At 37.8% G+C, this 16108-nt stretch carries 8 protein-coding genes; 5 read left to right on the top strand and 3 right to left on the bottom strand.

Annotation, left to right across the window (positions count from 1 at the left end):
* Nucleotides 1-61: 61 nt before the first annotated feature.
* Genes priA through DXB63_RS12810 form a run of 4 tightly spaced genes read left to right on the top strand, consistent with a single transcriptional unit; the run spans nucleotide 62 to nucleotide 5526 of the window.
* Complete coding sequence (priA, locus tag DXB63_RS12825; protein WP_122126819.1) at nucleotides 62-2521, top strand: primosomal protein N'; 2460 nt, start codon at nucleotides 62-64, stop codon at nucleotides 2519-2521.
* 25 nt (nucleotides 2522-2546) lie between these two features.
* Nucleotides 2547-4337: a CotH kinase family protein gene (locus tag DXB63_RS12820; protein WP_122126818.1), complete on the top strand. Its 1791-nt coding sequence runs from the start codon at nucleotides 2547-2549 to the stop codon at nucleotides 4335-4337.
* Between the two features lie 8 nt (nucleotides 4338-4345).
* Nucleotides 4346-5053: a phosphatase gene (locus DXB63_RS12815; protein ID WP_122126817.1), complete on the top strand. Its 708-nt coding sequence runs from the start codon at nucleotides 4346-4348 to the stop codon at nucleotides 5051-5053.
* 8 nt (nucleotides 5054-5061) lie between these two features.
* A complete protein-coding gene (locus DXB63_RS12810) occupies nucleotides 5062-5526 on the top strand; it encodes a low molecular weight protein-tyrosine-phosphatase (protein WP_122126816.1) in 465 nt (154 codons plus the stop codon).
* 74 nt (nucleotides 5527-5600) lie between these two features.
* Here the strand turns inward: DXB63_RS12810 and DXB63_RS12805 are convergent, their stop codons facing one another.
* From DXB63_RS12805 to DXB63_RS12795, 3 genes are all read right to left on the bottom strand, one after another.
* Nucleotides 5601-10100, bottom strand: coding sequence for a choice-of-anchor J domain-containing protein (locus DXB63_RS12805; RefSeq protein ID WP_122126815.1), 4500 nt, complete (start codon nucleotides 10098-10100; stop codon nucleotides 5601-5603).
* Nucleotides 10101-10214: 114 nt separating this feature from the next.
* On the bottom strand, nucleotides 10215-11915 hold the full coding sequence (locus tag DXB63_RS12800) for an AraC family transcriptional regulator (protein ID WP_122126814.1): 1701 nt from the start codon (nucleotides 11913-11915) through the stop codon (nucleotides 10215-10217).
* Nucleotides 11916-11935: 20 nt separating this feature from the next.
* On the bottom strand, nucleotides 11936-13993 hold the full coding sequence (locus tag DXB63_RS12795) for an HD family phosphohydrolase (RefSeq protein WP_122126813.1): 2058 nt from the start codon (nucleotides 13991-13993) through the stop codon (nucleotides 11936-11938).
* Nucleotides 13994-14138: 145 nt separating this feature from the next.
* Here DXB63_RS12795 and gltX point away from each other — a divergent pair, with 145 nt between their 5' ends.
* A complete protein-coding gene (gene gltX / locus DXB63_RS12790) occupies nucleotides 14139-15656 on the top strand; it encodes a glutamate--tRNA ligase (protein WP_122126812.1) in 1518 nt (505 codons plus the stop codon).
* The last annotated feature ends 452 nt before the right edge of the window (nucleotides 15657-16108 follow it).

Raw genomic sequence — 16108 nt, 5'->3', positions numbered from 1 at the left:
GAAAAGATTTAATCATGCCGATGTTTGTTGTATCTTTGTCGGAGTTTAACATGATGAAGCCGTGAAGAAATACGTAGACGTCATATTGCCACTTCCTTTAGCTAACTATTACACTTATTCTTTGCCTGATGAGATGGCGGAGAAAGTGAAGATAGGTTGCCGTGTCGTTGTGTCTTTCGGGCGTAAGAAGTTTTATACGGCAATAGTAGCCAATGTGCATTTTTCTGCTCCGGAGGCTTATGAAACAAAAGATATAACGGAGTTGCTTGACGCCGAACCTATACTTCTTCCCATACAGTTTCGTTTTTGGAGTTGGTTGTCGGAGTACTATCTCTGCACGAACGGAGATGTTTATAAAGCGGCTCTTCCTTCAGGGCTGAAGTTGGAGAGTGAAACGATAGTTGTTTATAATCCCGATTTTGAAGCAAATGCTCCGTTACCGGAGAAAGAGCAGTTAATCTTGGACTTATTGTCTAAAGAGCCGGAGCAATGTGTCACGCAATTGGAGAAAGAGAGCGGGGTGAAAAATGTGTTGTCCGTAATCAAATCCCTATTGGACAAAGAAGCCCTTTTCATAAAGGAAGAGTTAAAGCGTAATTATAAGCCAAAGACGGAAGTACGTGTGCGGCTTACTGCTGAGGCTTCCGTGGAGGAACGTTTAAGGGAGCTTTTCGATGAGCTGTCTCGTGCTCCCAAACAGTTGGCGTTGCTGATGAAGTATGTGGAACTTTCCGGATTTATGGGAAAGACGCCTTTGAAAGAAGTTTCAAAAAAGGATTTGCTGGCTAAAGCTACAGCTTCACCTGCTATATTCAACGGATTGGTTGATAAAAATGTTTTTGAAGTTTATTACCATGAAATCGGACGTTTAAACAGGCAGCAAGCAAATGTCTCGGAAATAAATGCACTTAATACTTCTCAACAGCAGGCGTTTGACGCTATTCTTGCCAGTTTCGAGGAGAAGAACGTTTGTTTACTTCACGGAGTTACCTCAAGTGGTAAAACGGAAATTTATATTCATCTGATTCAAAAGGTTATAGATTCAGGCAAACAAGTATTGTATCTATTGCCGGAAATAGCTTTGACGACACAGATTACCGAACGTTTACAACGGGTATTCGGTGATAAACTTGGCATCTATCACTCTAAATTTTCCGACGCCGAGCGGGTTGAAATATGGCGTAAACAGTTGGGCGGTAATGGATATCAAGTTATTTTGGGTGTACGATCTTCTGTTTTTCTTCCGTTTGAGCATCTTGGTCTTGTGATAGTGGATGAGGAACATGAGAATACGTATAAGCAGCAAGATCCGGCTCCACGTTATCATGCAAGGAATGCCGCCATCATACTGGCTTCCATGTATGGTGCTAAAACCTTGTTGGGAACGGCGACACCGTCAATAGAGACTTATTATAACGCGGTTAGTGGGAAATACGGATTTGTAGAATTAGCGGAGCGTTATAAAGATATACAATTACCGGAGATTATGCCGGTAGATATTAAGGAATTGGCAAGAAAGAAGCGTATGTCCGGTCAGTTTTCTCCCATGCTGCTGGAAAAGATACGCGTAGCTTTAGAGAATAAGGAGCAGATTATATTGTTTCAGAACCGTCGTGGTTTTGCTCCGATGATAGAGTGCCGTACTTGCGGATGGGTGCCCCGTTGTAAGAATTGCGATGTGAGTCTCACGTATCACAAGGGGATTAATCAACTCACTTGCCATTATTGCGGTTATACCTATCAAGTGCCGAAATCATGTCCGGCATGTGGAGGAGTGGAGATGATGAACCGTGGCTTCGGTACGGAGAAGGTGGAAGATGATATTAAACTCATCTTTCCGGAGGCTACCGTTGCCCGTATGGATTTGGATACAACACGTACCCGTGCGGCTTATGAGCGTATTATTGCGGATTTTGAAGGAGGAAAAACAGATATTCTTATCGGTACGCAGATGGTATCCAAAGGGTTGGATTTTGACCATGTAAGTGTCGTTGGTATTCTGAATGCCGATACAATGCTCAATTATCCGGATTTTCGTTCTTATGAACGGGCTTTTCAATTAATGGCACAAGTGGCAGGGCGTGCGGGAAGAAAGAATAAGCGCGGGCTGGTTGTATTGCAAACCAAGTCGATAGAGCATCCTATCATACATCAAGTGATACAAAATGATTATCAGACTATGTATGAATCACAGCTGGCCGAACGTCAATTATTTAAGTATCCGCCTTATTACCGTTTGATTTATGTTTATTTAAAAAACAGGAAAGAAGATTTATTAGGTTTGATGGCGAGGACGATGGCGGAGAAACTCCGTGCCGTATTCGGTAATCGTATATTGGGACCGGACAATCCGCCGGTAGCTCGTGTTCAAACTCTTTATATAAAGAAGATTGTAATAAAGATCGAGGCCAATGCTTCTATGAAAAAAGTACGCGACCAGTTACTTCGTGTACAACGGGAGATGGTGGAGGATGAACGGTTTCGCTCGCTGATAGTTTATTATGATGTGGATCCGATGTAAAATATTAATTTAAATAAGATGTAAAATGAGACACAAACAATTCTTTTATTTATTGCTGTTGGGGCTTTTCTCTCTTAGTGGAGTTTCTACGTATGCCCAGAATGTTTTTACGTTGAAGTTGAACGGTGTTTCTTGTATTCAGGATGGGAATACGACTGATTTGTACTATTCCGTACCTCAGGATATACAAAACCTGAAAGTAACAGTATCTTATGAAGGAAGTGACGTTACAGGATTTTATATTGAAGATCAACTTTGTGCTCAAGGTTCTGAGTATTCTTTGGAAGATATAGGGCGTAAAAAGAGTTATGAATTGAAAGTCCTTTTTACCGATAATGAAGTTGCCTATCATTTGATGATAACTACTTTGCCGATTGTTTGTCTTGATGCGAAAGGAGCGGAGATAATAAAAGACAAACGAACAGATTGCGGATTTGTTTTGATAGATCCTTTAAAGCGTACTTCAACTAATGAAGCGTTATTTACACATAAGGCCGGTATTAAAGTTCGTGGCGCATCTTCGAGCACTTATCCTAAAAAGTCATATTCTATAGAATTACAGGATGAACAAGGAGAAGAAGTCGATGCTTCTTTGTTGGGTTTAAGAGAGGACGGAGACTGGATTTTGGATGCGATGTATATTGATCATGCTCGGATGAGAAACCGTCTTTGTACTGATATCTGGAATTCATTTAATAATGTGCCGCATATAAAAGATGAACCGGAAGCACACAATGGTACTCGAGGGTATTTTGTAGAAGTATTTTTGAATGGAAAGTATAATGGTTTATATTGTTTTACTGAAAAGATAGACCGGAAACAATTGAAGCTGAAAAAATACAAAGATGGCTTTAAAGGAGTGTCTTATAAATCGAATACTTGGGCAACTCCTTTGGGCAGTGGAGTCTATGATAAAGATGAACCGATAGATGGGGTGACATGGAGTGGTCTGGAGTCGGAATATCCGGGTGAGGAAGGTCTTGCCGGTTGGGAATACCTCCAGCATTTTATTGATTTTGTTTCTCCGATTTATAATAAAGATAAAGCCTACTTTGCAGAAGAACTGGAAAATCATGTTTGTCTGGACAATATTATTGATTATATTTTATTCCTGAATGCAATGTATGTTGTAGATAATCCGGTAAAGAATATGTTTCTTAGCGTCTATAATGTGCAGAAAGCAGAGCGATTCTTTATAACACCATGGGATTTGGATTCGACTTTTGGGCGTACTTACGATGGTAGTTATCTGAATAAATATGCTTTTACAGGTGAAGTACCTTTCTCTAATGTATTATTTGAACGTTTATTTGAAGAAAAACCTTGTAACTTTGAAGAACGTTTGAAAGCTTGCTGGGAAGAATTAAAACAGAATCAGCTGTCGATATCTACAATTGAAGAGAGAATTGATAACTATAAAGATTTATTTGTTTCATCCGGAGCTTTCTCAAGAGAACTTAATCTTTGGCCGGAAAAGTGTACGAATATTGATGAAGAAGCTGAATTTATGAAGAATTGGTATCGTGAGAATTATAGTATAATGGATGCGTTTCTTCAGAAACCTTTAGTTGGTATTGAGACAGTGAGAAAAGACGAATCTTCTCCTTCTGTTAAAGTGATTGGAAATCAATTGATAATAGAAGGTGCAACAGGAACTTATACAAATGTGACTATAACAGATATTTCAGGAAAGGTTCTTTTGAGTCGGGAAGAAGTAATTCCAATGACTATACCTTTGCCTTTCAGTAGTGTTTATTTCGTTAAATTGGACGATAGAAAATCATTTGCTGTATTTAAAATTGTTGTAGCGGATTAAAAATAAATATGGATATATTGTTGGATGTACATACGCATACGATAGCTAGCGGTCATGCTTTCAGTACGCTGCAGGAAATGGTACGTACTGCTGCGGATAAAGGTTTGAAAATACTTGGTATAACAGAACATTCACCGGGTATTCCGGGCACGTGTGAGTTGATTTATTTTCGTAATTTACATGTTGTCCCTCGAAATATGTATGGTGTGGAATTGTTGCTTGGGGCAGAAATGAACATCATAGATTATAAAGGGAATGTTGATATGCCGGAAGAATATTTTTCTATGCTTGATCTTCGTATAGCAGGAATTCATTCTTTGTGCTATCAGTCCGGAACAATAGATGAGAATACCCAAGCTATTGTCGGGGCTGTCCGTAATCCGGCGATACAGATAATCAGTCATCCGAGCGATGGTACTGTCCCGCTTCATTTTGAACCTATCGTATTAGCAGCAAAGGAAAATCACACCTTGTTGGAAATAAACAATAGTTCGCTAAAACCGGCTCGTCATAAAGGCTCGGCCCGTGATAATAATATACAGTTATTACGGTTGTGCAAGAAATATGAGATGCCTGTTATATTGGGAAGTGATGCGCATATTTCGTTTGATATTGCCAATTATGAGTTTCTGTATGAACTGTTGGTGGAAACGGACTTTCCGGAAAGTTTGATTGTTAATACACAGATTGATTTGTTTCGTACATTCTTGGAATAATAATAGGTATGAAGAAGATTCTTTTTGTTTGTCTCGGAAATATTTGTCGTTCGTCATCTGCCGAAGGGATTATGCTTCGTTTGTTGGAGCAGGCAGGGATGGAAAATGAAGTAAAAGTCGATTCTGCGGGAATTCTGAGTTATCATCAGGGAGAACTGCCGGATGCAAGAATGCGTATGCACGCGGCTCGTCGCGGTTACAATTTGGTGCATCGTTCTCGTCCTGTGCGTACAGAGGACTTTTATGATTTTGATATGATTATCGGTATGGATGATCGTAATATAGATGATCTTCGCGAACTGGCTCCCTCACCGGAAGAAGAAAAGAAAATATATCGTATGTGTGATTTCTCGGTAAAAAAGGTTGTAGACTATGTCCCAGATCCTTATTATGGAGGAGATTCCGGCTTTGAGAACGTATTGGATATACTTGAAGATACGTGCGGCGGTTTATTAGAAATGTTGAGAAAATAATATGAAACTACCGTGAAAGTGAAACGAACTTCACCTTCACGGTAGTTATAGCTCCCTAATGGATAAGGTCTAAGTTATTTTACAAAAACTTTGTAAACTTCTTCCCCAATAGTGACAATATAAATACCTTGTTGTACTGGTATTTCGATATTTTCGTCACTGTTTGATTGTTTGTATAGTACATAGCCATCGACATTGCAGACTGCTATGTTTTTGTTCCCGATTCCTTTTATAATAATGCTGTTGGATTGAGCATAAACCTGATATTGTGCAGTAATGCTTTCAATACCGGATGCTTTGGCTGTTACTTCAACAGCATCGGAATAATACGACTCTCCTTCCGGATAGACGGCAGTTACTTTATAAGAATATGTACCGTCCTCTAATCCATTGTCAGTATAGGTCGTTTCTTTTATAAGGTCGGAATTTATTTTCTTTCCGTCACGATAGATGTTATAACCTGATACTTCATAATTCGTTTCACCGGCTAATGGCTCGTAAGTAACATCGTCAACACAGAATGCATATGAATCGTTTGAAACGCATCGTATTGCAAAGTATTTGGTTCCGGCAGGGACAGTAAATGAATATTTAGTCCATGAATCCGGAGCTTCAATATAATCCCCTTCATTCAATTTCGTGAAATCAGTGATCTCAGTACCGGAAATTGAACTCCAGAATTCAAAACGTTCTTTTCCGTATTTGGAAACAGCAGTCTTGGCAAAGAATGTGACGGTTTGTTCGTTCTTGCTTAATTCCGGTGATATTAACCAGTCGTCATTAGTAGACTCTTTAGCGTCAAAACAGATTAAGTGTTGTACTCCGCTATGAGGTGCCCATGCTTTTTCAGCATCTTCATCTTCATACATAAATTCATCGAAGTTTATTACTTGGAAAGCTTTTGGATCATTTTTGTGATCATAATCGACCCCACTTATACCATAAGTAGTCTTTTTATCACCATCATACATTAACCATTGTCCGATGTTGTCGATGGCAAAGGTCGGATAACTTTCAAAGTCATCTGTAATAGCTTCAGCAATGCTTATACCACCTGTTTCCGGTGCTGTCCAGGATAGTGTGATTTTATTGTTATCGGCAATTCCTTGAAGCTCGGTTATTTTAGGATAGATAGGCTCTGTTATTTGTACATTCCATTCTTTGGAATCATTGTTTTCTGGTACTTCATCTTTAGAATAAATTATTTTAGCTGTAAATATGGAAGATGTGTTGGCATCGTCCAATGTAGTGGCTAACATGAATTTAAATTCAGAAGTAGCTCCTGCTGCTATTGAAGTTCCGGCTTTGCTCTCGAACAAACTGCCATCTCTATAGAGTTCTACTGTATACTCACTTGTCGCTTCTGCTCCTTTATTTAAGATTGTAACAACCATTTCTTTACTTTTTCCGGCTTCTATCGTTGATGGACCGGATAGATCGGTCATTTCCAGGTCATAAGTATAAGACTCTACGATACGTATATTATCTATATGTAGATTTTGACCGTAACCTCCAATACCTTTGAATGAAAGATTAATAAATTCGGCATCCTGATAAGTAACTAATGGCACTTCATACATTCTCCAGCCTTCAAGTTCTTGACTTTCACGTTTAAACAGTGCCCCTTCTATTTCTGTAAAGTCACCACCGTTTACAGCTACCTCGATTTGTACCCTATCGTCGCCCTTGTTCTCTCCATCGTAATTATGATATAGATAGAATTGCAGAGTGGGGTTTTTACTATCCTTTAATGTGATACTTGGAGAAATCAAACGACTCATACCTCCGTTTGTCATATAACCATTAAATGAAGCTAATCCTCCGTCATTGTCTTGTGGTATGGCTGTGGGGTTGTAGCCCTGTAACTGAATGGACCATATTCCGTTTTTAGATGTATTCTCAATAATCCACGGTTCGTTTTGTTGCTTACTACCAGCAAATGATTCTGCAAACGGTACGGTATAATGGAAACCAAAAGCAATCTCATTTGATGTAGTTGGTTGGCCTGCTATATCGTTTGCATTTATAGGTGTTACTTTGTAGAAAATAAGTTTTTGTCCGCTAGAAATGCTGCTGATTACATCATCTGTATAGTTTGTTATCGAAATATTATCTGCTACTATTACATTATCGCTTCTCTCTATTTGGTAATGGATATCTCCTAAGTAGCCATTATTTATACCTTCGGTAACAGGTTCCCAAGAGATAACAGCTTTATTATTCTCTTTTTTAAGTGTTACAGATTCTATGGCTTTCGGGGTATCAAGACCTATGAAAGCTGATTGTTCAACATCCATACCATCTCCTTTATCATTGGATGCAAATATCCTGTACGAACAATTTCCGGCTATTGCATGCTCATCCGTCCAAGAGTACTGTTTTCCCGGGTTGGGATTTTGGATCGTGTGTGCCTGTTCTCCGTTTCTGTATATACTAACAGTATTAATAGCTGTCAATGTTTGTCCGGAATAGGTTAATGAAGGAGTTGTAAAAGATATAAGAGCCGATAAAGCTCCTTGTTTGTCGGGAGTTATTGTTAAATCCTCAATCTTTCCGGGAGCTCCGGAGCTGGTTAATGCTGTTAGCTTAAATGAGAAAAGATAAACCGCAAATTGATTGACTGTACTATAATCCTGAAAACTTATATAATAGATACCATCATCAGGAATAGAAAATATAACTTCATATGCTTTACTTACATTATCTTTAAAATTCTCATGCGTATCCAAAATTGTGACCTGCGAATCCGGATTAGGACTTTTACCTATAGTAACTTTAAAGTTTTGCGGACATGAACTAAGTCCCGCTGCTGCTTCGTATTCTAATTTGTACACTTTTTCGGAGGAGAGTTGTATTGCCGGTGAAATGAACCAGTCATCATTGCTTAATATACCATTGTAGTCAGAACTAACATGACCTCTATTCTCATTATAAAACCATGTTTTTCCATCTTTATTATTGTCAATGATAGTCCATAAATGACAGTCTTCTTGTTTGGTGAAGTCAGCTGTATAAGGAACATCGAATGCTTTACCCAACATTAATGTTTCGGAAGTAGATGCAATTCCTTCACCTCCATCAGATACGGGAATGACGGTATATGTGAAATAACCGAGCTCACTGGTTACATAATCAGTGTAAGTGTTTGTCGTGAGATTCTCAATTACAGTGTAATTGTCAGGGTTACGTATAATCTTGTAGGTTATAGAATTGCTGTTAAGCAGACCGTCATGTGCGCCTTTGGTTGGAGTTTCCCATGTTAAGATAGCACCTCCGTCTTCAGCTTTTATAGCTTTCAAATTATTTACCGCAGCAGGAACATCCGGTCCTGACCATATTCTGATTGTGCTGACCGGACCTTTACCGTTTTCATTGGACGGGGTGACATTAATAGTATGTAATCCTGCCGGAATTGTTATTTTTTCGCTTTCATAATCAGCACCCGGAGCAATGCCGGTGAGTGTTTTTATGATTTCCTCATCTTGCGTGATTGTTATATCCATGTTTCCTGACAACGCTTCTCCTGAAAAATTGGTAGTAGGGGCCTTAAAGGATATATTTCCTTCTGTGCTTCCTAATGTGGTGAAATTGAATTGTAGGTTAGACACAGCAAAAGGAGCTGTGGCATCGGGAATATCTCCTAATATATATAATCCGGTGATTTGATCGTCTGTTGGTAGGTTTTGGATTAATAATGCTTTTCCGGAAGTCAAGTCTATTTCATATAAGGAAGAAGATTGATCATCGAAACATGCTACCCAATATAGTCTACCGGTTGAATAGTCGAATGTTGCAGATTGTACAAAATGATAATTTGATAGGGATCTTGTATCAGTTGGGCCGATAAGGGTTTCTTTTCCGGTACTTTTATCCAGACTATAGAAATTACTGTCAGTTCCTATTCCATAGAGTTTTCCATCCGTATTGGCGGCAAGAACAATCATCGGTTTAATAATATCTATCTTAGCCATGTCTCCGGTGGCTACATCAAAAGTTGCTAAGACTTGATTATTGTTTAAATCTAAAGAAAGAACATAGAATTGTTTGCCTATCGGATCATAGGTCATATCGAGAGCTATTGAGGTATAGGGCAATTTCTTTTGATTGGCAATCGTCCAGTCAGAAGTATTGTAAGTTGTATAAAGAACATAGGGGAGTTCCGTGCTTGTTTCGGGGCGATTGGCCAATGTATAATATTTCCCATCCAGGTACATCCCTGCGTACATATCCCGGAAATCATCGTTTAAAATGAGAGGGGACGAGTTGAAACCATTATCGGTAACATTAAAAGAATATACTCCGTATTTTTTATTATTGGGATTGCTTCCCCAAGGAGAAGTATATAGAAGAGTACCGTAAAAAGTCGGTATGTTCCCTGCTGATACATTTTGCAGAGGTACTTTTCTCGCAGGGTTACTTTGTTTCTTTACTTTAGAAGAAAGGCTATTCATGAGAATCCCTTTTTCTTTGTTTGTTGTGTTCCTTTTGTCAGAAACCGTTTGAGCTTCTGATGTTATGGAAGCAAATGAGAACACTATTAAAAATAGCATCCATAAAGTAGTCCTTTTTCTCATAAGATTTTAATTAAACAGTTGAACAATAACAATTAAATCTTACTACAAATATACATGAAATACTAACCTTATGGGAAACCGTGACGAACGAATTCTTAAATTCGTATCATTTTGTTATTTGTTAGCCATCTTCTGGAACATTGAAGGGGTTATGCCTGTATACTTCTTAAAGATAAGGACAAAGTTGGCGTGTGATTTGTAACCCACACTTTCGGCAATAGCTTTAATCGTATAGTTGCTATAATTCTCGGTGTCCATCAACCTTTTGCGAACTTCTTTGATTCTGTACTCATTGATGAACAGATTAAAATTCTTATGGTATGTTTCATTAATTACTTGAGATACGTATCTACTATTTGAATTGACCAATGAAGCTAATTTCTCTAATGAGAAATCTACATTACAGAATTCTAAAGTATCTTCCATTACGTGATTGATGGCCTCAAGAAGTATTTCTTTCTGCTCATCGTTAAGATTACTTTTCTGATATTTCTTATCATCTTCATCCGTTTCTTTTTCTTGTATGTTTTCTTCCGGTTGTAGTTCTTTTAGCTTGTTTTCCAATTCTTTTATGCGTGCCTCACTGCGCAGATGTATTTTTTTATAGATTTCTTCGGATAACATGATTTCGCGATTGCGCTGGAATAAATCTTGGTAGGTCTCTTGTAATTTACGTTTTTGTCGGTATAAAATAACAAGAAATGCTGCTGTAATAAGTAATCCCAACGCTATGGAAAATAATATTTTATTTTGTTGTTTGATACGTAATGCTTTTATTTCACGTTCTTTGTTCAGCATAGCAATTTCATTATTGGTCTTTTCCGTTTCATAAAGAAATTGCATCTTCTTTATTTTATTGAATTCTCTTATGTTGAAGATTGAATCATTTTGAGAGAGATATTCACTCTTGCATGCTAATGATTTAGATAAATCACCTTTTCTTTCATAAAGATCAGACAGATCTTTTAAACTTTGTATCAGCATATCTTTTACCTGATTCTTTCTGGCCAACTCATAACATAATTTTGAGTAGTACAAAGCTGAATCCAATCGGTGTACTTGTTGGTAGGCTTTGCTGATTTCAATTAATGAGGAGCATTCTACAGCCGGATCATTTATATATTGCTGACAATAATCGACAGATTGTTTTAGGTAATAAATACCTTTTGAACTTTGATTATCCGTAACATATATAAGTCCTAAGTTGAATCTGTCGAAATATTGTTTGAACACACTGTCTTGCAGATGCAAAAATTGTATCTCTTTGAAATATTTATTGGCTTGTTGCGTATCTTTCATGAAACAACAGACCTGAACCAGATTCGTTAATATTTTGAAGTCAATATCGGGATTCTTGTATTGTTTGTTTAGGTTCAGAGCTTTTTCGTAATAACTTCGTCCAATCTCATAGTCTTGGTAAATACTGTATATATTTCCTAAATTGATGTATAGGTTAGGCATATATTCAACATATTTACTTTTCTCGGCAATCTTTAAACCTTCAATATAAAGATTGAATGCTCCTGTATAATTCCCCGAGTAATAACATATTACTCCTGCCTTGTTAGCACTTTGAGCATAAAGTTTTCCTTCTTCCGGAGTAATTTGATCGTTATAACGGCTAAGGATGATTGAATAATAGAGATGTGCCGAATCTTCTTGAGATTCAGCTTTAAACCTTTCTGCTTTTTGAAATAGTTCCTCCGGGCTATATTGTAGAATCGATTGATAAGTAGTATCTTCTTCTGCATTAATTGGGCAGAAATTATAAAGGCAGAGAATAAGAATCGTTAGCAGAATGATTTTGTTTCTCATCTATTGGTATTTTAGGTCTGTTATTTAGTTTTTAATTCAGGATAGCTGATTCGCGTATGATAAACTATTTTAAGTTTTTCTTTAAACACGGATTTTACAGTCTCTATATCCTTAAAAGTGATCGGACAGTTTTTAAAGTATCCTTCTGCTACTTGTGAATCAATGATTTTTTCTACTAGATTACTAATGGACTCTTCCGTATACTCGGAAAGACTGCGTGATGCTGCTTCCACAGCATCTGCCATCATCAGTATGGCTGTTTCTTGTGTGAATGGGTTAGGACCCGGATAAGTGAATTTCTGTTCGTCTATCGGCTCATCAGGATGCTCGTTTTTGTACGAAATATAAAAGTATTTGGTTTGTCCCAATCCATGATGCGTACTGATAAAGTCTTTGATAACTTTGGGTAAATTATATTTTTCAGCAAGTTTTAACCCGTCTGTTACGTGGTTAATGACAACTTGTGCACTTTGTTCATAGCTGAGGCTTTTATGCGGATTTACTCCTGATTGATTTTCTGTAAAAAAAGCGGGGTTAACCATCTTTCCTATGTCATGGTACAAAGCTCCGGTACGTACTAATTGGCTTTTAGCCCCGATTTTATTAGCTGCTTCTGCCGCAAGGTTTGCTACTTGCATAGAATGTTGGAAAGTTCCGGGAGCTATTTCAGACATCTTTCTTAGTAGGCTGTTATTAATATTGGAAAGTTCCACTAATGTAACGTTGGAAGTAAATCCGAATGTTTTTTCCAGCAAAAATAGTAGCGGATAGGTGAATAATAATAGAATTCCGTTTATAATAAAATAGGTGTACATACTCAGATTTAGCTTTGTCAAATCATTCTCATGAATGAGCTCGTAAGCGAAATATAAGGCAATATAGCTGAGAATAATTAGAATGGTAGATTTGAATAGTTGTGATCGTTGCGATAACTCTCTTAAACTGAATATGGCGACCAATCCGGCAACCGTTTGCAATAAGATAAATTCGTATGGATACCGTAGGGCTACGGATGAGATGAGTACAGTGGTGATTAATGTCATGAATGCCGTGCGTGAATCCAGGAAAATGCGAATAATCATCGGTAACATGGCAAATGGAATGATATAAACATTGAAGAGATTATTGCTTACCATTAAGGCGGTGAGTACCGAATAGAACACAATGATGGCAAAGAGCAATAACAGGCTTCCTTTCCGTTGATAATAATCGCTGCGGAATAATTCTAGATATAACATGAAGCAGAGCATCAGTATACTAACGAATAAAATTTGTCCTCCTAGTATCATTCGCTTCTGCTCTATGGATTCACTTCGTTTGATAGACTCTTTCCGTAATGACTCCAATATGCTGTATGTTTCGGGAGTGATTATTTCACCGCGATCTATGATCTTTTGCCCGCTTTGCACTATTCCTTTAGCCCAGGAAATGTTGGCGAGTAAATCTTTTTTGGCAACTGCGGATTTTTGTTCGTTGAACGTCAAGTTTGGGGTAATATATTCGTTCAAATTATACAGGTGAAGCATATTGCGGTTGAAATGTATGGTGTCGGCATTCATAATATATTCATATGCCCCTTTAATGGTAAATAAATTGTTGACAGCCAATGGTGTAGCCATGTTCTTGTTGACTACCATAATAGAACGTATGCTGTCTTTAGAGAGCCGGTTCATTTCTTCATTTGACACAATGCCTGTTTCATATATCTTTTTTAGTGCTTTCTCGATATACTTCATGTATTCGACGGATGGCAAAGTCTTTCTAAGATCCTTATTATAGTTTTCCCGTAATTTATTTATTTCCAATTTACCAATGTTGTTATCCAACTGATAATAGGGTTGGTATAATGAAAGTATGCTGTCTTGCTCTTTTTTAACCACATTCTCGTCTTTAAAAATCGGGAAATCAAAAGAAGCCTGTAATAATCCGTACTTCCATGGTTTGTTAATATCGAATTGATAATTGAATTTACCTTCTCTCGGTAGGAAATACACGATAATACCTACTGTACCGATAAATATCAGGGCTTTATATAGTAAGTCCTTATAGAATTTCTTTTTATTGTTGCTGATATTCATAATATTCTTATTTGGGGCGAAAAATACAAAAAATAAATGATAAGAGTAAGTTTTTTTATAAAGAACACATATACTTGCATGTAAGTTGTGCTGTTATTTGGGAAAAATACCTTAATTTTGCTCCGTTTTTATATACTAATGTAAAATGGCAGAAAGAAAAGTTAGAGTTCGTTTTGCTCCGAGTCCTACGGGAGCATTGCATATTGGTGGAGTGCGTACTGCATTGTACAATTATTTATTTGCCCGTCAGCACGGTGGGGATTTGATTTTCCGTATAGAAGATACCGATTCAAACCGTTTTGTGCCCGGTGCAGAGGAATATATTATAGAATCGTTTAAATGGTTGGGCATTAAGTTTGACGAGGGCGTTAGCTTTGGTGGCAATTATGGACCTTATCGTCAGTCTGAAAGAAGGGATATCTATAAAAAATATGTAAACGTACTTTTAGATAGCGATAGAGCGTATATTGCATTTGATACACCTGAAGAGCTGGATGCAAAACGCAAAGAGATAAATAATTTCCAATATGATGCTTCTACCCGTATGGGAATGCGTAACTCATTGACACTTTCAAAAGAAGAAGTGGACGCTCTGATTGCTGAAGGCAAACAATATGTGGTGCGTTTTAAAATAGAACCGAATGAAGATGTTCATATACATGATATTATACGTGGAGAGGTTGTTATAAATTCTTCTATATTGGATGATAAAGTGTTGTATAAATCTGCCGATGAATTACCTACTTATCATCTTGCCAATATTGTAGACGACCATTTAATGGAGGTAACTCATGTTATTCGCGGTGAAGAATGGTTGCCGTCTGCACCGTTGCACGTCTTATTATATCGTGCATTCGGTTGGGCGGATACTATGCCTGAGTTTGCCCACCTACCTTTACTCCTGAAACCGGATGGTAATGGAAAGTTGAGTAAACGTGACGGTGATCGTCTCGGTTTTCCTGTATTTCCGTTAGAATGGCACGATCCTAAAACTGGGGAGGTTTCATCCGGTTATCGTGAATCCGGTTATTTGCCGGAGGCTGTTATTAATTTCTTGGCATTATTAGGATGGAATCCGGGGAATGATCAGGAAATCATGTCGATGGATGAATTGGTAAAACTATTCGATTTGCATCGTTGCAGCAAGGCTGGTGCTAAATTTGACTATGAAAAAGGAAAATGGTTCAACCATGAATATATTTTGTTGAAAAGTAATGAGGAGATAGCGGGATTGTTTGCACCAATTCTGAAAGAGCATGGCATTGATGCTCCGATGGACAAGATTGTCACAGTCGTCGGTCTGATGAAAGGACGTGTCAGCTTTGTGAAAGAGTTGTGGGAACAATGCAAATTCTTTTTTGTCGCTCCGACAGAATATGATGAGAAGACGGTAAAGAAACGTTGGAAAGAAGAATCTCCTGCACAAATGTCGGAATTGGCAGAGTTACTTGAAAGTATAGATGATTTCTCTATTGAGAATCAAGAAAAGATAGTAATGGCATGGATAGAGCAGAAAGGCTATAATCTGGGTGTTATAATGAATGCTTTCCGTCTGACATTGGTAGGAGAGGGTAAAGGTCCACACATGTTTGACATTTCTGCGGTTTTGGGTAAAGAGGAGACCATTTCTCGAATAAAAAGAGCGGTAGAGGCTATTAAATAATAGCGTCTTTCTGTCTAAGACAAAGATACGGTCGATTGTTTGCAAACGATAGGAGTTTGTGGACAACCGACCGTATCTTTGTTTGTAATCGTCCTTATGTTTTTTTCAATCAACCTGATGATTTTAAAAAACATCTTGGTGTTTGTAAAAATCTCAAGGTTGTTCGAAATCGCCTAAGGGAGCGTAGCCTATCACCTAAGGGAGTGTTAGCTAACGCTCAAGGGAGCGATAACTAACATCTACCGGGACGTAAGCCGACACTCCCTTAGGCGTTTTAGCTTGTTTATTCTGGCTATTTAGCAGTTATTCAACTTTTACTTAGGCTTGCCTTCACCTTATCACTCTTTGTGCGTTTGTTTCTGATTTGCAGATTATTATAGTGAAGGTGGCTTATTTTTGAACTGCACCCCAAAAGTTGGACAAAAAAGAGTCTTACACATGAAATTAAGTTA

The sequence above is a fragment of the Bacteroides sp. OM05-12 genome (genome assembly GCF_003438995.1).
Taxonomy (GTDB): domain Bacteria; phylum Bacteroidota; class Bacteroidia; order Bacteroidales; family Bacteroidaceae; genus Bacteroides.
Note: the sequence above shows the minus strand (reverse complement) of the source record. Positions and strands in the feature narration are given on the sequence as shown.